This is a genomic window from Leisingera sp. NJS201 (assembly GCF_004535885.1).
Taxonomy (GTDB): Bacteria; Pseudomonadota; Alphaproteobacteria; order Rhodobacterales; family Rhodobacteraceae; genus Leisingera.
Window position 1 is genome coordinate 2,899,661 of record NZ_CP038234.1, and the last position, 20,157, is coordinate 2,919,817.

A 20,157-nucleotide genomic window follows, 5' to 3' on the forward strand; every position below is an offset into this window, starting at 1 on the left:
ACCGCGCACAGGAGAGCCCCATGCAGCATCTGGAAGAGAAAATCGCCTATCTGACCCGCAGCGTGGAGGAGATGAGCGACGTGATCGCCCGCCAGCAGCAGGAAATCGACACCCTGACCCGCCGCGTCGCCATGCTGATGCAGCGCGAAGCCACCCGCGAGCAGGACGGAACCGGCGGCGCGGTCTTTGGCGACGAACGCCCGCCGCACTACTGAGAAAATCCCGTCATGACGGACCTGCGGCAGCCCGTGGGCTGGCGCCTCGACAGGTGTTCGGGGCAGTTTATCCCGGCCAAACCCGTACGACTTCTCCGGCGGAGCACCCGGCCTTGCCATTGCGCCAGCCCGCCCGAACGGGCTGCCGCAGGCCCGGGCGCTCCGCGCCGTTACTCCAGGACTTTTCTTGCGAGACCCGCTGATCCCCGATAGCGCTTCAATCTCAAGGTTAGTTCGCATAGGCTGCCAGCACAGCTCACATAGCATTGCAAAACCCATGAATGTTCATAGCCTTAACCACTTTAAGTCTGTTACAGCCCACCGCTTCTTTGTAGTTCCCGCCGACAACGATTACCTTATCGCCCGCTGGATGCGCTTAGGCCACTTTCCAGAGTTCTTTTGGCACGCATGCCAAGCTATTGAGAAATATCTAAAAGCTTCCCTGATCCTAAATGGGCTTCAGCTCAAGAAGGGTACTCACAACCTGAGCTCTCTGTTCCAGGACTATTGTGATGTTTATGGCGGGCTTGCTCTAACGACATTTGAAAAGCCTCAGGATTTAGACACTCGCTTTTGGCAACAAGAAAAGGTCAGCTCATTCATCAGCAAGCTGGATCATTTGGGCCCTCCTGATAGTCGCTATGGCTTAGTAAGTTGGCACTTCTCGGGTGATTACTTATTCAAACTTGATCAAATCTGCTGGTCCCTTCGCCGGATGACAATCGGCTTAGATTGGACTATTGGGGCTGATTTCCCAGCCACAGGCGAAATGGCAAGTTATCAAGGAAAGCCTTTCCGAGACGCGCTTACCCAAGACGTAAGTGCCTCCGTGAGAGGCAGTATCGACAATCTGAAGAAATCAATCCCCGACATGGGAGCTACAAGAGCAGACCTCTTGCACACTTGGAACTTTGAATTCCAGCGTTGCCCAGCGGATATCTTCAAGGCCGCTCCAGGATTGACAATTTCCCAGTTTGGCCCTGCGGTAAACAGCTACCTGTATCTTTATTGGGAGGCACTTACAGCAAAAGACAAGGATGGAAATCTACGACCTCTAGAACCCAACTTTCGGCAAGGGATGGAGTGGCTTATCAAAACTATCAAACTGCCAAAAGACGTCACCCTAGAAATCCAATCAATGTTGCAAACTAAGAGATAACCTCCCCCTCAAATCTCCTCCACATCCAGCACCCCGTCCAGCGACTTCAGCGCCCCTTTGATCTGCGGGTTGATCGGAAACGCCTGGCCCAGATCCATCTCCACATCGCCGGGCAGGCCCGGGTCCTGCAGGTACATATAGACCTCACCGCGCGCAGCATTGCGGGCCGCCGCCTTGGCGTCCTCCAGCACTTGCGCCACGGTGCCAACCGCCGCGGCATCGCTCAGGTAAACCCGCAAGCTGCTGCGCCCGGCATCGGCAATCGCCGAATCCACCGGACCAACCGAGCGCACCAGCAGTTTCAGCTGATCGCTCTCCATCGTCGCCTCGGCGGTGATCACAACCTTGGCGCCGGTCTCCAGGAACTCGCGGGATTTCTCCAGCACTTCGGAAAACAGCGTCACCTCAAAGGCACCGGAAGGATCCGACAGCTGGGCAAAGGCAAAGCGGTTGCCGCGGGCGGACTTCCTCTCCTGCCGCCCGGCCACCACGCCCGCCATCTTGGCCATGAACGGGCCGCGCTCGGCCTTCGCCGTCACTTCGTCCAGCGTCATGACATCCTTGCGCTTCAGCGCCGGCATGTAGTCGTCCAGCGGATGGCCCGACAGGTAGAACCCGATCGCCTTGAATTCCTCGCTCAGCCGCTCGGCCGGCAGCCAGTCCGGTACGCTCGGCAGGCGTGGTTCGGGCAGATCCTCGCCCGCCTCGCCGAACAGCGACACCTGGCTGGAATTGCGCTGGTCATGCACCGCGGCAGAGTAATCCACCAACGGGCCGAGGCTTTCGAACACCCGGCGGCGGTTGGGGTCGAGCTGGTCAAACGCCCCTGCCCGCGCCAGCATCTCCAAGGGCCGCTTGCCGACGCGCTTCAAATTCACCCGGCGGGCAAAATCGAACAGGTTCACAAAAACCCGATCATACCCGCTCTCATTGCGCGCCTCGGTGACCAGCCGCATCACGTCAACACCAACGTTCTTCAGCGCGCCCAGCGCATAGACCAACTCGCCCTTGACCACATTAAACGTCGCCATCGACCGGTTCACACAGGGCGGCACGTATTTCAGCCCCAGCCCTTTCTTCACCTCTTCAAAGTAGATCGCCAGCTTGTCGGTCAGATGGATATCGCAGTTCATGACGCCGCCCATGAACTCCACCGGGTGGTTCGCCTTCAGCCAGCCGGTCTGATAGCTGACCACCGCATAGGCCGCCGCGTGCGACTTGTTGAAGCCGTAGTTGGCGAATTTCTCCAGCAGGTCGAAGACTTCCGAGGCCTTCTTGGCAGGCACGCCATTCTCCGCGGCACCCTTTTCAAATTTCGGGCGCTCGGCGTCCATCGCCTCCTTGATCTTCTTACCCATAGCGCGGCGCAGCAGGTCGGCGCCGCCCAGGCTGTAGCCGGCCATCACCTGGGCAATCTGCATCACCTGTTCCTGATAGACGATGATGCCTTGGGTTTCCTCCAGGATATGATCGATCAGCGGATGCACCGACTGGATCTTCTTCAGCCCGTTCTTCACCTCGCAATAGGTCGGGATGTTCTCCATAGGGCCGGGCCGGTACAGCGCCACCAGCGCCACGATATCCTCGATGCAGGTCGGCTTCATGCGCTTCAGCGCATCCATCATGCCGGTGGATTCCACCTGGAACACCGCCACCGTCTTGGCCCGCGAATAAAGTTCGTATGTAACCTTGTCGTCCAGCGGAATGGCGTTGATTTCATTCACCGCGCCTTCGGGCGGATCGTACAATTGCGTGCCGTCCTCGCCGGTATGCAGATCGCGGCCAGACTGTTTGATCAGATCCACCGCGTTCTGAATGACGGTCAGGGTTTTCAGGCCAAGGAAGTCGAACTTCACCAGCCCGGCCTGCTCCACCCATTTCATGTTGAACTGGGTGGCCGGCATGTCGGACCGCGGGTCCTGATAGAGCGGCACCAGCGCATCCAGCGGCCGGTCCCCGATCACCACCCCCGCCGCGTGGGTCGAGGCATTGCGCAGCAGCCCCTCGACCTGCTGGCCATAGGTCAGCAACCGGTCCACCACCGGCTCATTGCGCGCCTCTTCCTTCAGCCGCGGTTCATCCACCAGCGCCTTTTCAATCGAGACAGGTTTGACCCCTTCCACCGGGATCATCTTGGACAGCCGGTCCACCTGACCGTAGGGCATCTGCAGGACCCGGCCGATGTCACGCACCGCCGCCTTGGACAAAAGCGCACCGAATGTGATGATCTGCCCGACTTTGTCGCGGCCGTATTTCTGCTGCACATAGCGGATCACCTCTTCGCGGCGGTCCATGCAAAAGTCGATGTCGAAGTCGGGCATCGACACCCGTTCCGGGTTCAAGAACCGCTCAAACAGCAGCGAATAGCGCAGCGGGTCAAGGTCGGTAATCGTCAGCGCATAAGCCACCAACGATCCCGCGCCCGAGCCCCGCCCCGGCCCCACCGGAATGCCCTGATCCTTGCCCCATTGAATAAAATCCGCAACGATCAGGAAATAGCCGGGGAATCCCATGCCCTCAATGATGCCCAGTTCAAAATCCAGCCGTGCCTGGTACTCCTCCAAACTCACCGCGTGCGGGATCACCGCCAGGCGTTTCTGCAGGCCCTCATTGGCGATGCGGCGCAGTTCTGAAACCTCATCATCGGCGAATTTGGGCAGGATCGGATCCCGCAAATAGGCCTTGAACGCGCAGCGCTTGGCGATCTCCACCGTGTTTTCAACCGCCTCGGGCAGGTCGGCAAACAGCGCCACCATTTCTTCCTGGCTTTTGAAGTAATGCTGCGCGGTCAGCCGGCGGCGCGGCTCGGACTGGTCGACATAAGCACCCTCAGCGATGCAGATCATCGCATCATGGGCCTCGTACATTTCGGTGTTCGGGAAATAGACGTCATTGGTCGCGACCAGCGGCAGTTCCATCGCATAGGCCATCTCCACATGGCCGCGTTCGGTCTGCTTTTCCGCTTCCGGCTGGCCGTGCTCGCCGGGGTGGCGCTGCAGTTCCACATACAGCCGATCCGGAAAAATCCGCTTCAGCTGCTGCATCAGCACCTCTGCCGCCGGCCGCTGTCCCTGCTGCAGCAACAGCCCCACCGGTCCGTCCGGCCCGCCGCTCAGGCAGATCAGCCCGGCGCTGTTGGCCTCCAGATCCTCCAATGTGACCTGCGGCAGCTGTCCGCCATTGTCCACATACAGACAGGACGACAGCCGCATCAGGCCCTCATACCCTTCTTCGCTCTGCGCCAGCAGCACCAGAGGCGCGGGCAGCTTGGGCTTGCCGCCCGGCTCCGCCTGCTGAAAGGTCAGATCGACCTGGCAGCCCAGGATCGGCTGGATGCCTGCACCGGACAGCGTCACCGAAAATTCCAGCGCCGAGAACATGGCATTGGTATCGGTCACAGCAATCGCCGGCATGCCGTGTTTCTTGCACAGGTCCGGCAGCTTTTTCAGCCGCAGCGCGCCTTCCAGCAGGGAATACTCGGTATGGCTGCGCAGGTGAATGAATCGGGGAGAGCTTGTCATGCCGCCACGCTATCTTATTGCCGCAGCACGGTGAAAGAGCGAACTGCAAAGCCTGCTTCCCGGATTAGCGAAAGGATTACCCGCCATTTTCAGGATTAATTTGAAGCTGTTTCGCCCCGCGAAGAGAGACCCGCCCTAAACATACAGCTAAAAGGCATAAAAATTAACAGCATAGCCGCCGCATTTGAAATTTAATTGCGCCGCGAAATACTGCAGCGCAGCAGCGGTTTTCCTTGCTTTGCCAAGGGGCTGCTCCCTAGGCTGGTATCAGCAAGCAACACACAGCCCGCCTTTCCTTCTACGCCGCATCGAAGGGAGGCATACCGGGTCAACAGGGTAACGCGGCGGGTCTCGGGAAGATGGCACTCGCCTTTCGTCTGAATGGTGAAGACGTTCTGATCGAACACGCAGACCCATCGTCCACGCTGCTGGACTGGCTGCGCGGCGCTAAGGGTCTCACCGGAACCAAAGAAGGCTGCAACGAAGGCGATTGCGGCGCCTGCACCGTCATGGTCACCGACGGGCGCGGATCGAAAGCGCTGAATGCCTGCATTCTGTTCCTGCCCCAGCTCAACGGCAAATCTGTCCGAACTGTCGAAGGTGCCGCAGGCCCGGACGGCAGCCTGCATCCGGTGCAGCAGGCCATGGTCGATCATCACGGCAGCCAATGCGGTTTCTGCACGCCCGGCTTCATCATGTCGATGGTGACCGCCCACACCAACGGTGCGGCGGATTTTGACGACCAGCTGGCCGGCAACCTTTGCCGCTGCACCGGCTACGCCCCGATCATCCGCGCCGCCGAAGCCGCCAGCGGCGCCCCGGTCCCGGAATGGATCGCGGATGAAACCTCTTTCACTTTTTCCGAAATACTCCGGGGGAGGCCGCAGGCCGGGGGCAGCGCCCCCTCCGGCACCCCTGCGCCAACGCCCCCGCTGCTGCCCGCCTCCGCAGACGAACTAGCCGAACTCTACAGCGCCAACCCGGATGCAACCCTCGTGGCCGGCGCCACCGACGTCGGCCTCTGGGTCACCAAGCATCTGCGCCACCTGCCGCAGATGATCTTCCTGGACGGCTGTACAGACCTGAAGGACATTGAGGTCACAGACACCGCCGTCCGCATTGGCGCCATGGCAGACATGAACGCCCTGCGCACCGCAATGGAACCGCTGCACCCGTCCTTCGCCGAAATGCTCCGCCGCTTCGCCTCCCAGCAGGTGCGCGCCGCCGCGACAGTCGGCGGCAATATCGCCAACGGCTCCCCCATTGGCGACACCCCGCCCGCATTGATCGCGCTCGGCGCCACCCTGCATTTGCGCAACGGGGATGATCGCCGGGATTTGCCGCTGGAGGATTTCTTCCTCAGCTACGGCAAACAGGACCGCCAGCCCGGCGAATTTGTCGAGACCGTCAGCTTTCCCCGCCAGCCCGGCACGCTGAAGGTTTACAAGCTGTCGAAACGCTTTGATCAAGACATTTCCGCCGTGCTCGGTGCCTTTAACGTGACAGTCGAGAACGGCCGGATCACCACGGCCCGCATCGCTTTCGGCGGCATGGCAGGTATCCCGAAACGCGCTGCCTATACAGAGGCCGCCCTGACCGGCCAGCCCTGGACTGAGGCCGCAATACAGGCCGCCACCGCTGCGATTGATCAGGACTTCACCCCGATGAGCGACATGCGTGCCTCAGCCGAATACCGGCTGGAAACCGCGCGCAATATGCTGATCCGCTGTTTCGCAGAGATGAACGGCGCGGCAGTTTCGGTGCTGGAGGTGAAACCATGAGCGTTTCAAAACCCCTCCCCCATGACGCCGCCGAACTGCATGTGACCGGCGCCGCGCGATATGTCGATGACATCCCCTCGCCCGCCGGCACGCTGCATCTGGCCTTCGGCCTTTCCCCCATCGCCCGCGGCCACATCACCGGAATGCATCTGAGCGAGGTCCAGCACAGCACCGGCGTGGCGGCAGTGCTGACCGCCAAGGGGCTGCCGTTTTCCAACGACGTCTCCCCTTCGATCCATGACGAGCCGCTGCTGGCGGCGGGCACGGTCAACTATGTCGGCCAGCCGGTGTTCCTGGTGGTTGCCGACAGCCACCGCAATGCCCGCATCGCTGCCCGTAAGGGCCAGGTGGACTATGCCGAAGAACCCGCCCTGCTGACCCTGGACGCGGCCCTTGCCGCTGACAGCCGGTTCGAGGAAGGCCCGCGCATCTATGCCAAGGGCGACGCCGCTGCCGCCATCGCTGCCGCTCCGCGCAGGATTGAGGGCACATTCGAGCTCGGCGGACAGGAGCATTTCTATCTCGAAGGCCAGGCAGCAATGGCCTGGCCGCAGGAGGATGGCGGCATGCATGTCTTCTCCTCGACCCAGCACCCAGCCGAGATCCAGCACAAAGTGGCGGACGCCATCGGTCTGCCAATGCATAGTGTCAGGGTCGAAACCCGCCGCATGGGCGGCGGCTTTGGCGGCAAGGAAAGCCAGGGCAATGCTTTGGCCGTCGCTTGTGCCGTTGCGGCGCGGCTGACCGGGTGCCCTTGCAAGATGCGCTATGACCGCGACGACGACATGATGATCACCGGCAAGCGCCACGCCTTCCGTATCTCCTACCGCGCCGGGTTTGACGGCGACGGTCAGCTGCAAGGGGTCGAGTTCCTGCATCTGGTGGATTGCGGCTGGGCGCAAGATCTGTCGCTGCCGGTGGCTGATCGCGCCATGCTGCACGCCGATAATGCCTATCTGATCCCCGATATCAGGATTGAGAGCCACCGCCTGCGCACCAACCGGCAAAGCGCCACCGCCTTCCGCGGTTTTGGCGGACCGCAGGGCATGATCGGGATCGAGCGGGTGATGGACCATATCGCCCATGACCTCGGGATGGACCCAGCGGAGCTGCGGCAGCGGAATTACTATGCCGCACCGGCGGAGGGGGGCTCTGCCCCCCGCCCCCCGGGATATTTCGGGCAAGAGGAAAGACAACACCACGCCTTATGGCATGGAAGTCACGGATTTTGAGCTGCAAGGGATGACGGCGGATCTGTTGCGCTCCTCGGATTATGCCGCGCGCAAGGCAGCAATTGCGGAGTGGAACAAGGGCCAGACCCACCTGAAGCGCGGTATCGCCTTTTCGCCGGTGAAGTTCGGGATTTCCTTTACGCTGACGCATCTCAATCAAGCCGGCGCGCTGGTGCATGTCTATCAGGACGGCTCGGTGCATCTGAACCACGGCGGCACCGAGATGGGCCAGGGGCTGTTCCAGAAGGTGGCGCAGGTTGCCGCCAGCCGCTTTGGCATCCCGCTGGAGAAGGTCAGGATCACCGCAACCGACACCGCCAAAGTGCCCAATACCTCCGCCACCGCGGCCTCGTCGGGGTCCGACCTTAATGGCATGGCGGTGAAGGCGGCCTGCGACACCATCCGCGACCGCATGGCCGGGTATCTGGCGCAGCAGCATCAGGCACGCCCCGGCGATGTGGTGCTTGAAGGTGGTATGGTGCGCATTGGCCAGGACGAAATGAGTTTCGATCAGGCCGCCATGGCCTGCTACCAGGGCCGGGTTAGCCTGTCTGCCACCGGTTTTTACAAGACACCCAAGGTGCAATGGGACCGGATCAAGGGCCAGGGCCGCCCGTTTTATTACTTCGCCTATGGTGCCGCGGTGACCGAAGTGGTGGTGGACGCCCTCACCGGCGAGAACCGTATCCTGCGTGCCGACATTCTGCATGACGCCGGCGCCTCGCTGAACCCTGGCATCGACATCGGCCAGATCGAGGGCGGCTATGTGCAGGGCGCCGGCTGGCTGACCACCGAGGAGCTGGTCTGGGATGATGCCGGGCGCCTGCGCACCCATGCCCCTCAACTTACAAAATCCCTGCCTGCTCGGACCGGCCCGATGTGTTCAACGTTGCCCTCTATGACGGGCAGAACCGCGAGGACACCATCTACCGTTCCAAGGCGGTGGGGGAGCCGCCTTTTATGCTGGGCATCTCCGCCTGGCTGGCGCTCAGCGATGCGGTTTCGGCTTTTGGTGATGCCTACCCGGCGCTGGATGCCCCCGCCACAGCGGAGGAAGTCTGGCGCGCAATCCGGAGGGTACGTGATGGGGTTTGATGTCCAGGCCCTCCGCAAGGCGGTCGAGGAACATGGCCGCGTGGTGCGGGTGGTGATCGCGGCTGTCCGCGGCTCCTCCCCGCGCGAGGCCGGCACTGCCATGCTGGTTTGGAAGGACGGCCAAAGCGGCACCATCGGCGGCGGCACATTGGAGTTTGAAGCTGCAGAGGCCGCACGCCTGCAAGCCGAGCCCAAGACGTTCAGCACCCATGCATTAGGGCCGGACCTGGGCCAATGCTGCGGCGGCGCGGTCACCCTGCTGAACGAGGTCTATGAGACCGCGGATCTGGCCGCGCTGGACCAGGAGATCATCGCCCGCTCCGCCAGCCCGGCGCCGATGCCGATGGCGGTGAAACGCATTCTTGCTGCCGCCCGCAGCCAGGGCCTGCCCCTGCGCCGCAGCTGGTGGACGGCTGGATGATCGAACCTGTTCATAAACCAAACAGCCCGGTCTGGATCTGGGGCGCAGGCCACGTGGGCCGCGCACTGGTGAACGTTCTGACACCGCTGCCGGATCTGGAGATCACCTGGGTGGACACCGGCGCAGAGCGGTTTCCGGCAGAAACGCCTTCCGGCATCACAGTAGTTCCTGCCACAGACCCTGCGCTTCTGGTGCCGCATGCGCCTGAAAACGCTGTGCATTTGGTGCTGACCTATTCCCATGCGCTGGATCTGGCGCTATGCCACGCGCTGTTGGGCCGCGGCTTTGCCTTCGCTGGGCTGATCGGTTCCAGAACCAAATGGGCGCGGTTCCGGTCGCGTCTTGCCGCCCTGGGCCACAGCCCGGACCGGATTTCACGGATCGCCTGCCCGATCGGCGATCCGCAACTTGGAAAACATCCGCAGATGATTGCGGTCGGCGTCGCGGCCCAGTTGCTGCGGCTGAGTGCAAAAGATGAATTGAGAAAGGACCGGCGCGCGTGAGTGTACCACTGTTGAGCCTGCAAGGCCTGACCAAGGCCTACCCCGGGGTTGTGGCCAATGACTCCGTCTCCTTTGACATCGGCGAGGGCGAAGTGCATGCCCTCCTTGGTGAAAACGGCGCCGGGAAATCGACGCTGGTCAAGATGATCTATGGCCTCGTGAAGCCCGACAGCGGCCAGATGCTGCTGCGCGGAGCGCCTTTCGCCCCTGCTGAGCCGCGTGCGGCACGTGCTGACGGCATCGCCATGGTATTTCAGCATTTTTCGCTGTTTGACGCCTTGAACGTGGCTGAGAACATTGCGCTGGGGATGGAGAACCCGCCGGAGTTGCGCGACCTCGCCGCCCGCATCCGCGAAGTGTCGGAAACCTATGGGTTGCCGCTGGATCCCTTCCGCACCGTTGGTGATTTATCGGCAGGTGAGCGCCAGCGGGTCGAGATCATCCGCTGCCTGCTGCAGGACCCGAAACTCTTGATCATGGACGAGCCGACCTCGGTCCTGACCCCGCAGGAGGTGGAGATCCTGTTCAAGACCCTGCAGAAGCTGCAGTCCGAGGGTACCTCGATCCTGTATATCTCGCACAAGCTGGAGGAAATCCGCACGCTCTGCGATCACGCCACCATTCTGCGGCTGGGAAAGAACGTCGGCGAATGCACCCCGGCCGAAACCTCGGCCCGCGACATGGCGGAGATGATGGTCGGCAGCACCCTGCAGACCCCGAACGCGGCAGCCGCGAATTCGGCGGTGTGGCGATGGATATCTCCGGCCTGTCGGTACCGGCGCCTTCGGCCTTTGGCACTGCACTGAAGAACGTGCATTTGACGGTGAAAAAGGGCGAGATCCTTGGCATCGGCGGCGTGGCAGGCAACGGGCAGGACGAACTGCTGGGTGTGCTTTCCGGCGAGGTCCTGACCGATGCGGATGCGGTGAAACTGCATGGGCAGCCCATTGGCCGCCTTGGCCCCGCCGCACGGCGCAAGCTGGGCGTTCTGGCAGCACCCGAAGAACGTCTGGGCCATGCCGCGGCGCCTGATATGAGCCTGACGGAGAATGCCATGCTCACCGGATCGGTGCGCGAGGGGCTGGAAAAGAACGGGTTTCTGGATTGGGCTGCAACCAAGGAATTTGCCGAGCGCATCATCAAGGCTTTTGACGTCCGCACGCCTGGTCCCGGCAATGCGGCGCGCTCGCTGTCGGGCGGCAATCTGCAGAAGTTCGTGATCGGGCGCGAAGTGCTGCAGGATCCGGACGTTCTGGTGGTGAACCAGCCGACCTGGGGCGTCGATGCCGCAGCAGCCGCAGCCATCCGCCAGTCGCTGCTGGATCTGGCCGCCAAGGGGCGGCGGTGATCTGCATCAGCCAGGATCTGGACGAGCTGATGGAAATCTCCGACAGCTTTGCCGCCTTGAACGAAGGCCGCCTGAGCGCCCCGCGCGAGGCTGCGGGCCTGACCGTAGACGAAATCGGCCTGATGATGGGCGGCGCCCATGGCATGGAGGTGGCGCATGTTTGACCCCGCCCGCAGTTGTTTCACCTCCCCTCTCGGCGGCAAAGCGGTCTGCCGGGCAAAGGGCGGGAGTATTTTTGGAAAGATGAAACAGGGAGCCGCTACATGATCCGGCTTGAGAAACGGCCGCAGCCGTCGCGCGCCTGGTCGATGGCAACGCCGCTGGTGGCGGTGCTGGCGACGATGCTGTTTGGCGGGCTGTTGTTTGCAGCCCTTGGCAAACCGCCGGTGGAGGCGATCCGCACCATTTTCTGGGAACCGCTGTTTGGCGAGTTCTCCTTTTACTACCGCCCGCAGCTCTTGGTGAAAGGCGCACCGCTGGTGCTGATCGCCATCGGCCTGTCGCTGGGTTTCCGCGCTGGGATCTGGAACATCGGTGCCGAGGGCCAGTACATCATGGGCGCCATCTTTGGCGCTGGCGCGGGCCTGGCCTTCTATCCTTCCGATTCCTTCCTCATTTTCCCCTTCATGGTCCTCGCCGGCGCCTTTGGCGGCTGGCTCTGGGCGATGATCCCGGCGGTGCTGAAAACCCGCTTTGGAACCAATGAGATCCTGGTGTCGCTGATGCTGGTCTATGTGGCCGAGCAGTTCCTCGCCTCGGTCTCATTGGGGCTGCTGAAGAACCCGGAGGGATTTGGCTTTCCCGGTTCGCGCAACCTGCAGTCCTGGGACGCCGCCCATAACGCTGAGCTGATCGCGGGCAGCGGCATGCACTGGGGCGTGGTGGCGGCGCTGATTGCGGTGATCTTTGCCTATGTGCTGCTGAACCGCCACATGACCGGCTACCACATCCGCCTGACCGGCGAGGCGCCGCGCGCGGCCAAGTTTGCCGGCGTGAACCCCACCCGGCTGGTGCTGTTCTGCCTTGGCACCTCTGGCGCTTTGGCCGGGCTTGCCGGCATGTTTGAGGTTTCGGGCCCCTCCGGCCAGGTCAGCATCGACTTTAACGTGGGCTATGGCTTTACCGCCATTATCGTCGCCTTCCTGGGCCGTCTGCATCCTGTCGGCATCTTGCTGGCAGGCGGGCTGATGGCGCTGACATATATCGGCGGCGACATCGCGCAATCTAACCTGCAGCTGCCCGCCGCTGCCATTCAGGTGTTCCAGGGGATGCTTCTGTTCTTTCTCTTGGCCTTTGACCTGTTGACCAATTTCCGCATCGCACTCAGCAAGCCGGAGGTGGCGTAATGGATCTTTCTGCAATCAACCCGGTCCTGCTCATCGCTTCGCTGATGGTGGCCGCCACCCCGCTGCTGCTGGCCGCCATAGGCGAGCTGGTAGTCGAGAAATCCGGCGTCCTGAACCTTGGCGTTGAGGGGATGATGATCACCGGCGCCATCGCAGGCTTTGCCGTGGCGGTAGAGAGCGGTTCGCCGCTCCTCGGCTTCGTGGCCGCCGCCATTGCCGGTGCCGCCCTGTCGGTCCTGTTTGCCATCCTCACCCAGTTTGCCCAGGCAAATCAGGTGGCCTCGGGCCTGTCTTTGACCCTGTTCGGGCTCGGGCTTTCGGCGCTGTTGGGACAGTCCTATGTCGGTGTGAAACCGCCGCAGATGGGCGATATCCATATCCCGGTGCTCAGCGATCTGCCCGTGGTCGGCCCGATCCTGTTCGGCCATGACATCATCCTTTACTTCGGTATCGTGCTGACCGCCGCGGTCTGGTGGGTGCTGAAATATTCCCGCATCGGACTGGTGCTGCGCGCAGTGGGGGAAAACCACGACGCCGCCCATGCGTTGGGATACAAGGTGCTGAAGATCCGCCTGATGGCGATCATGTTCGGCGGCGCCTGTGCCGGTCTTGGCGGCGCCTACATCAGCCTGATCCGTGTTCCGCAATGGACCGAGGGCATGACCGCCGGCATCGGCTGGATTGCCCTGGCGCTGGTGGTTTTTGCCAGCTGGAAACCCTGGCGCGCGCTGCTGGGTGCTTATCTCTTTGGCGGGGTCACCGTGGTGCAGCTCAATCTGCAGGCGGCAGGCGTTGCCATTCCGGTCGAGTATCTGGCAATGTCGCCCTATCTGATTACGATCATTGTGCTTGTTATCCTTTCGGCGGACAAAAGCAGCGCACCCGCCTCGCTTGGCCGCAACTTCCACGCCTCCCGTTGAACATGGGGGGCTTTTCACTGCCCCGGCAGCCCGGGGCCAAAAAGATCCAAACTGGGGAGAAATTGATGAAACTGACCAAACTTCTGACCAGCGCCGCGATGGCGCTTGGCCTCGCCGCAGGCGCGGCGATGGCCGACACCACCAAAGTGGGCTTTGTCTATGTCGGCCCCGTCGGCGACGGCGGCTGGACTTATGAGCACGACCAGGGCCGCAAGGCGGTTGAGGCCGAATTCGGCGATCAGGTCGAAACTGTGTACGTGGAAAACGTCGCCGAAGGCCCGGACGCCGAGCGGGTAATGACCCAGATGGCGCTGGAGGGTGCCGACCTGATTTTCACCACCTCCTTCGGCTACATGGACCCGACCATCAACGTCGCCAAGAAATTCCCGAATGTGAAGTTCGAGCACGCCACCGGCTATAAACGCGCCGACAACGTCTCGACCTATTCCGCCCGCTTTTACGAAGGCCGCGCAGTACAGGGCACCATCGCGGGCCACATGACCGAAAGCAACGTGGTCGGCTACATCGGCTCCTATCCGATCCCGGAAGTGGTGCGCGGCATCAACTCCGCCTATCTCCACGCCAAGAAGGTGAACCCCGACGTCCAGTTCAAGATCGTTTGGGCCTTCACCTGGTTCGATCCTGCGAAAGAGGCAGATGCCGCCAAGGTGCTGATCGAACAAGGTGCCGACGTGATCCTGCAGCACACAGACTCCACCGCGCCGCAGGCCGCCGCACAGGCCGCAGGCAACGTGATCACCTTTGGTCAGGCCTCTGACATGGCGGAATACGGTCCCAAGCCGCGGGTGTCTTCGATCATCGACGACTGGGCGCCCTATTACATCGCCCGCACCAAGGCAGTGATTGACGGCAACTGGGAGTCGGTTGACACCTGGGACGGCATCGGCGCCGGCATGGTTGGCATCGGCGAGATTTCCGATGCGGTTCCGGCGGATGTGAAAGAGGCAGCCCTTGCGATCAAGGCGTCGATCGCCGACGGCTCTTACCATCCGTTCACCGGTCCGGTCAAAAAGCAGGACGGCTCTGACTGGCTGGCTGAGGGCGAGACCGCAGACGACGGCACCCTGGCTGGCATGAACTTCTATGTCGAAGGCCTGGAAGGCGACATCCCGCAGTAAGCGCGCGTCACTCAGAAATGGAAAGGCCCGCCGGTTGGCGGGCCTTTTTCATTCGGTGTCCCCGGCCCCGGTCAGGAACAGCGCACCGGCGCTGCCAGCCGCCGCACCTGCCCGCTATCCCGTTCAGCCAGCGGCGCGCCGGTCACTGCGCAGCCTGAAATCTGCGCGACATAGGCCGTCAGCTCCTGCAGCGCGGCACTGCCACCGGCCTGCAGCCCGGCCCTGGGCATGCTAATGGCGAACAGCACAGCAAAGCTGCTGCCGTCCACTGTAACGATCCGGAACCGGGTCTGCGCATCCCCCAGGTTGGTCTTTGCCGCATAGGGCGACTTGCGTTCAGACGCCTTGTAGGCAATTGCAGCCCCGGCGGCTTCGCGGGCGGCCAGCCGTGCGCCGCCTGCCTGGAAACCCGCCGAATGGGCCACCAGCCATGGGGCGCCGGTACGGGTCTTGTGCAGGCCCGGGCGCATCGCTGCATGGGGGGCCAGCTCAGCCTCGGCTGCTGCCCGGTAATCTGTGCCGCTTGCCCCGGCCGGCACCCCGGTCTGCCCTCCCGCCTGCGCGCTGGAACCTGCCCGCGTTGCCGACCAGTAATCGGGCTTCTCCGGTCCCGCACAGGCTGCCAGAAGCGCCGCCGCCCCGATCATCAGAAACTGTTTCACGTTTGCTCTCCGTAGCTTTGCGGCCCCTATCCTGACAAGAAAACCGGGCCGCATTATGGCATCCAGGCATGGGCTGCACGAAGGCTGCAATCCGTCTTTCCCTGCCGCGCCCCCTATGCCAAGCTCCGCGCATGACGCAGAATCTGACCACCCCCGATGGCACCCCGCCAGCCGCTTTGCCTTTGGCTGCATGCAGTTCGGCGGCCGCGCCGATGAGGCGCAATCGGCCCGGATGTATACCGCCTGCCGCACCGCCGGCATCAGCCACTTTGACACCGCCTGGATTTATACGGGTGGCCGTTCGGAGGAGATCCTGGGCCGCCTGATCCGGGAGGAGCGCGAGCAGCTGCTGATCGCCACCAAGGCGGGCTATACCGGCGGTGCCGGCGCCGCGAATATCCGCGCTCAGTTTGACGAAAGCCGCCGCCGGCTGGGACTCGACATGGTCGATGTGCTTTATTTGCACCGGTTTGATCCGCATACCGACCTGCGCGAAACCATGGACTGCTTTGCGGCACTGAAAAGCGAAGGGCTGATCCGCTATGCGGCGCTGTCGAACTTTGCTGCATGGCAGGTGGTGAAGGCGCAGATGGCAGGCCTCGCCTCGGGCACCGCCGTGGACATCCTGCAGCCGATGTATTCGCTGGTGAAACGCCAGGCCGAGGTGGAAATCCTGCCGATGTGCGCTGATCAGGGCATAGCCGCCGTCCCCTATTCGCCGCTGGGCGGCGGGCTGCTGACCGGCAAATACGCCGCCGGCGGCAGCGGCCGCATCACCGAGGACAAAGGCTACCGCACCCGCTACGGGCAGGCCTTCATGCATGAAGCCGCCCAAGCCCTGACCGCTCTGGCAGCGGATCATGGAACCGATCCGGCCACTCTGGCCGTTGCCTGGGCCGCAGCGCATCCCAGCCGCCCTGTGCCGATCATCTCTGCCCGCACTGTCCAGCAGCTGCAACCCTCGCTGGCAGCGCTGGATTTTGGTATGGAGCCGGACCTTTACCAAGCAATTGAAGCACTCAGCCCCCGGCCCGCACCCGCGACCGACCGGCTGGAAGAACAGGATTAGACCCATGCAGGATTTCATCGTCATCGGCGGCGGCATGGCCGGCACCAGCGCCGCCGCCCGGCTTGCAGACCTCGGCAGCGTTACCCTGCTGGAGATGGAGGACGCGCTTGGCTACCATTCCTCGGGCCGCTCCGCCGCCTTGTTCGAGGAAAACTACGGCCACGGCCCCACCATCGACCTGAACCGCGCCAGCGCAGCCCATTTGCGCGACGGCGGCTATCTGTCGCCGCGCGGTCTGATGCTGGTGGGGGCTAAGGAGGATGCCGAGGGCTTTGCCCGCGACGTGGATGAGCTGCAGATGGCCACGCTGGAGCTGGACGAGGCCCGCGCCATGATCCCTATCCTGAACCCTGATACCGTCGGCTTTGCCGCCGTCAGCGGCGCGGCCGAGGATATCGACACCGACAGGATGCTGCAAGATTTCGCCAAATCCCTGCGCGCCGGCGGCGGTCAGATCGTGACCAAGGCGCCGGTGAGTGCCATCACCCGCACGGCTTTTGGATGGGAGGTCACTGCAGGCGGCCAATCCTATCAGGCACGCAATCTGGTCAATGCGGCGGGCGCCTGGGCGGATCAGGTTGCGGCACTGGCAGGCGTGGAAACCATCGGCCTGCAGCCCAAGCGCCGCTCGATGGCGCGGTTGCCTGCGCCGGGCGGGCATGACGTCAGCGGCTGGCCGATGATGATCGGTGTCGGTGAAACCTGGTACGCCAAACCCGACGCGGGCAAGCTGTTGGTCTCCCCCGCCGATACCGACCCGGTGGACCCGCATGACGCCTATGCCGACGACATGGTGCTGGCCGAGGGACTGGCGCGCTACAAGGATATGGTGACCGAGCCGGTGACGCGGGTCGAAAGCAACTTTGCCGGGCTGCGCAGTTTTGTGGCCGACGGCACCCTGGTTCTGGGCCCGGATCCCGAGCAGCCGGATTTCATCTGGTGCGCGGCCCAGGGCGGCTATGGCATCATGACTGCACCCGCCGCCTCGCAGCTGATTGCCGATCTGGCGGCAGGCCGCACGCCGGCACTGGATGCGTCCGCCGTCGCGGCCCTGTCGCCTGCAAGGCTGCGCTGATGACAGTGCGCTCTGTCCCCGGATCAGCTTCGGTTGCGGCACCTGAGGATGGCAAGCTGTTCGCCCCTGCCGCCGCCCGCAACAGCGATGTGCTGTGCGATCTGCTGGCAGAGGTTGCCCCGCCGCAAGGCCGCGCGCTGGAACTGGCCAGCGGCACCGGCCAGCATATCGCGGCCTATGCCGCGCGCCTGCCCGGTCTGATGTGGCAGCCCAGCGAAGCGGAGGCGGTCCGGCTTGCCAGTATCCAAGCCTATGCCGAGGGGGCGAGCCTGGCAAACATCGTCCCGCCGGTTCCTCTGGACGCCACCGCCCCCGGCTGGGGTGCAGATCACCCGGGGCAGGATTTGGTCGTGCTGATAAATCTGCTGCATTTGATCAGCGAAGATGAAGCCCGCACCCTCATCGCCGAGGCCGCCGCCTCCCTCGCCCCCGGCGGGCGCTTTGTGATCTATGGCCCCTTCCTGCGTGGCGGCGAGCTGACCAGCGAGGGCGACAAAGCGTTCCATGCCAGCCTCACCGCCCACGACCCGCAGATCGGCTACAAGGACGATTTCGACACTATCGGCTGGCTGCACGGCAACGGGCTGGAGCTGCTGCAGGCGGTCGAGATGCCAGCCAACAACCTGGCGCTGATTGCGGAAAAACCACGCCTCTGATCTGGATCAATGCTGCCCGACCCTGCGGCCCATACACCTTCGGAAACTGGAATATATTACTGAGGGACAGGCAGATGGACTGGCACGGCAAACTTAATGAGACCCGCAAGGGTCTGCGCAATCTGAACGGCGCCATCCCCGAAGCCGCGCAGGCCTTCGGCGCACTTGGCAAAGCTGTGAAACAGGGCAGCGTGCTGGAGTTCAAGCAAAAGGAATTTGTGGCCCTTGGCATCGCGGTGGCCCTGCGCTGCGAGGATTGCATCGGTCTGCATGTGGAGGCGCTGGTCAAGTCGGGGGCAAGCCGGGCGGAAGTGGGCGACGTGCTGGCGATGTCGATCCAGATGGGCGGCGGGCCGGCAATGATGTATGCGGCCAAGGCGATGGACTGTTTCGATCAGCTGACCCGCTGACCTCCGACGCGGAATTCAGCCCGGAGACCACCTGTTTTCCGGCGGAAATTCCGCACCGGAATTTTAAGTACGCACCTCCTGCAACCCTTGCAAGACCTGGCGGATCTGCTCCAGCGCCGGGTTGTCCGGCAGGTACAGCACCTTGCAGCTCAGTTGGATTGTCGGCGCGTCCTCGACCCTGTGGATTTGTCCCGCCGCCAGCGCCCCCGCCGCCATATAGGCAGGAAAATACCCCATGCCGCCCCGTTTCATCAAATAGCGCAAGCCCATCGGCGCGTTACCCAAAACGATATGCTGGCGGCTGCGCTGCGGCAGCACCTGCTGCACCTGCGCCGCATATTCGCTGCCGAACTCCAGGTTGATGAACAGGGGCAATGCGTCCCGACCCAGCCGCAACTGCTGGTCCGACACCAGAACCAGCTCCTCCGGCGGCAGCTCCTCTACCCCCAGCCTTGTGCCTGCGGGAACCTCGTTCACAATTGCCAGATCCAGCAGCCTGCGCGCCACCGCTTCGCCCATGTTGAGACCGTGATCATAGTTCAGCGTGAACGGCACGGTGCCCTGCGCCTGTTCCAGCCAGACGGCCACATCGACCAGCAGAGGATCCCAAACTGACAGCTGCGCCCCCAACCGAAGTGAAACCCTTCCTGCCAGGCTTTCCCGCAAATCGCCGGAAACAAACTCCCAGGTCCGCATCATCTGCTCGGCATAGGGCAGAAACTGCCGGCCCGCCGCAGACAGCCGGGTGCCGCCCGGCCCGCGTTCAAACAGGCTGGCGCCCAGCGCCTCCTCCAGCGCCTTGATGCGGGCGCTGACCGCGGTCTGGGTGATGTGCAGCCGCCGCGCCGCGGCGTGAAAACTGCCGGCGGCCTCGATAGCCAGAAAGGTCTCAAAAGCGTTGATCTGCATGATGATCACTATTTCTGCTCGGATCGAGCAAATCAATTCGTTTTTCTGCTTAGTTACGTTTCGCTAGGCTGAAACCATATCAACCAAGGGACCCGCGACATGCTGGACAAAAGCCACAAGCCCACCTGGACCAGTTTCGAAGACGCCACGCCCGAAGACTGGGCCGCGGTGGAGAAATATGAGGAGGAATACAACGCCGCCCTGCCCGACCGGATTCTGGACGCGATCCGCTCTTTGGACGAGGATTGGACCCCCTACCCGGTGAACCGGTACCAGCACTCGCTGCAGGCCGCGACCCGCGCGCATGAAGACGGCGCCGATGACGAGATCATCGTCGCCGCACTGGTGCATGACACCGGCGATATCCTGTCGCCCTACAACCATGGCGAGCTGTCAGCGGCGATGATGAAGCCCTATGTCAGCGAGAAAACCTATTGGATTCTGAAACATCACTGCGTGTTCCAGGGTTTCTATTACAACCATCATTTCGGCGGTGACCGCAACGCCCGCGACAAATACCGCGGCAGCCCCCATTGGGAGGACTGCCGGTATTTCTGCGAAAAATACGACCAATGCGCCTTTGACCCGAGTATCCCACCAAACCCCTGGAGTTCTTCGAGCCGATCCTGCGCAGGGTTCTGTCGCGCGGCTGGGGTCATATGGAGCTGGCAGAGACGGCGCAGGAATAAACCAGAC

The 20,157-nt window shown here is 62.8% G+C and carries 13 protein-coding genes and 4 pseudogenes; 14 read left to right on the forward strand and 3 right to left on the reverse strand.

The genetic code is table 11. The annotated features are described in order from the left end of the window. Positions 1–20: 20 nt before the first annotated feature. The gene (locus tag ETW23_RS14240) at positions 21–215 is read left to right on the forward strand and encodes a SlyX family protein (RefSeq protein WP_134830372.1); all 195 of its coding nucleotides are present in this window, start codon (positions 21–23) and stop codon (positions 213–215) included. A 277-nt stretch (positions 216–492) separates the two neighbouring features. Then, positions 493–1,374, forward strand: coding sequence for a HEPN domain-containing protein (locus ETW23_RS14245; protein ID WP_134830373.1), 882 nt, complete (start codon positions 493–495; stop codon positions 1,372–1,374). An 8-nt stretch (positions 1,375–1,382) separates the two neighbouring features. On the opposite strand, the gene dnaE is transcribed toward ETW23_RS14245, so the two are convergent. Further along, positions 1,383–4,895 (reverse strand): DNA polymerase III subunit alpha, encoded by a 3,513-nt coding sequence (gene dnaE, locus ETW23_RS14250; RefSeq protein WP_129370078.1) that lies wholly within the window; start codon positions 4,893–4,895, stop codon positions 1,383–1,385. Positions 4,896–5,254: 359 nt separating this feature from the next. On the opposite strand from dnaE, the gene xdhA reads away from it, so the two are divergent. From xdhA to ETW23_RS14285, 7 genes and pseudogenes are all read left to right on the forward strand, one after another. Next, complete coding sequence (xdhA, locus tag ETW23_RS14255) at positions 5,255–6,676, forward strand: xanthine dehydrogenase small subunit (RefSeq protein ID WP_134830374.1); 1,422 nt, start codon at positions 5,255–5,257, stop codon at positions 6,674–6,676. Further along, positions 6,673–9,003, forward strand: a pseudogene (xdhB, locus tag ETW23_RS14260) (xanthine dehydrogenase molybdopterin binding subunit). The gene xdhA and the pseudogene xdhB overlap by 4 nt, the downstream one beginning before the upstream one ends. Continuing rightward, positions 8,993–9,927: pseudogene (gene xdhC, locus ETW23_RS14265) on the forward strand (xanthine dehydrogenase accessory protein XdhC). The pseudogenes xdhB and xdhC overlap by 11 nt, the downstream one beginning before the upstream one ends. After that, positions 9,924–11,439, forward strand: a pseudogene (locus ETW23_RS14270) (ABC transporter ATP-binding protein). The pseudogenes xdhC and ETW23_RS14270 overlap by 4 nt, the downstream one beginning before the upstream one ends. 99 nt (positions 11,440–11,538) lie before the next feature. Further along, positions 11,539–12,621, forward strand: coding sequence for an ABC transporter permease (locus ETW23_RS14275; protein ID WP_134830375.1), 1,083 nt, complete (start codon positions 11,539–11,541; stop codon positions 12,619–12,621). Continuing rightward, complete coding sequence (locus ETW23_RS14280) at positions 12,621–13,541, forward strand: ABC transporter permease (protein WP_129370072.1); 921 nt, start codon at positions 12,621–12,623, stop codon at positions 13,539–13,541. Before ETW23_RS14275 ends, ETW23_RS14280 begins: the two co-directional genes overlap by 1 nt. A gap of 65 nt (positions 13,542–13,606) precedes the next feature. Further along, positions 13,607–14,680, forward strand: coding sequence for a BMP family ABC transporter substrate-binding protein (locus tag ETW23_RS14285; RefSeq protein WP_129370071.1), 1,074 nt, complete (start codon positions 13,607–13,609; stop codon positions 14,678–14,680). Between the two features lie 71 nt (positions 14,681–14,751). Here ETW23_RS14285 and ETW23_RS14290 read toward each other — a convergent pair whose 3' ends face one another. Beyond that, the gene (locus ETW23_RS14290) at positions 14,752–15,342 is read right to left on the reverse strand and encodes a hypothetical protein (protein ID WP_134830376.1); all 591 of its coding nucleotides are present in this window, start codon (positions 15,340–15,342) and stop codon (positions 14,752–14,754) included. Positions 15,343–15,457: 115 nt separating this feature from the next. Here ETW23_RS14290 and ETW23_RS14295 point away from each other — a divergent pair, with 115 nt between their 5' ends. The 4 genes from ETW23_RS14295 to ETW23_RS14310 all read left to right on the forward strand — a co-directional run bounded on the left by ETW23_RS14295 (position 15,458) and on the right by ETW23_RS14310 (position 18,552). Continuing rightward, positions 15,458–16,411: an aldo/keto reductase gene (locus tag ETW23_RS14295; protein ID WP_134830377.1), complete on the forward strand. Its 954-nt coding sequence runs from the start codon at positions 15,458–15,460 to the stop codon at positions 16,409–16,411. Between the two features lie 4 nt (positions 16,412–16,415). Beyond that, entirely contained in the window at positions 16,416–17,486 is a 1,071-nt protein-coding gene (locus ETW23_RS14300) for an FAD-binding oxidoreductase (RefSeq protein WP_134830378.1), read from the forward strand. After that, a complete protein-coding gene (locus tag ETW23_RS14305) occupies positions 17,486–18,142 on the forward strand; it encodes a DUF938 domain-containing protein (protein WP_134830379.1) in 657 nt (218 codons plus the stop codon). The genes ETW23_RS14300 and ETW23_RS14305 overlap by 1 nt, the downstream gene beginning before the upstream one ends. Before the next feature lie 74 nt (positions 18,143–18,216). Further along, positions 18,217–18,552, forward strand: a complete 336-nt coding sequence (locus tag ETW23_RS14310; protein WP_134830380.1) for a carboxymuconolactone decarboxylase family protein — start codon at positions 18,217–18,219, stop codon at positions 18,550–18,552. 63 nt (positions 18,553–18,615) lie between these two features. Here the strand turns inward: ETW23_RS14310 and ETW23_RS14315 are convergent, their stop codons facing one another. Continuing rightward, positions 18,616–19,461 carry a LysR family transcriptional regulator gene (locus ETW23_RS14315; protein ID WP_247676946.1) on the reverse strand — a complete coding sequence of 282 codons (846 nt, stop codon included), beginning with the start codon at positions 19,459–19,461 and terminating at the stop codon, positions 18,616–18,618. Positions 19,462–19,560: 99 nt separating this feature from the next. On the opposite strand from ETW23_RS14315, the pseudogene ETW23_RS14320 reads away from it, so the two are divergent. Continuing rightward, positions 19,561–20,150: pseudogene (locus tag ETW23_RS14320) on the forward strand (HD domain-containing protein). The last annotated feature ends 7 nt before the right edge of the window (positions 20,151–20,157 follow it).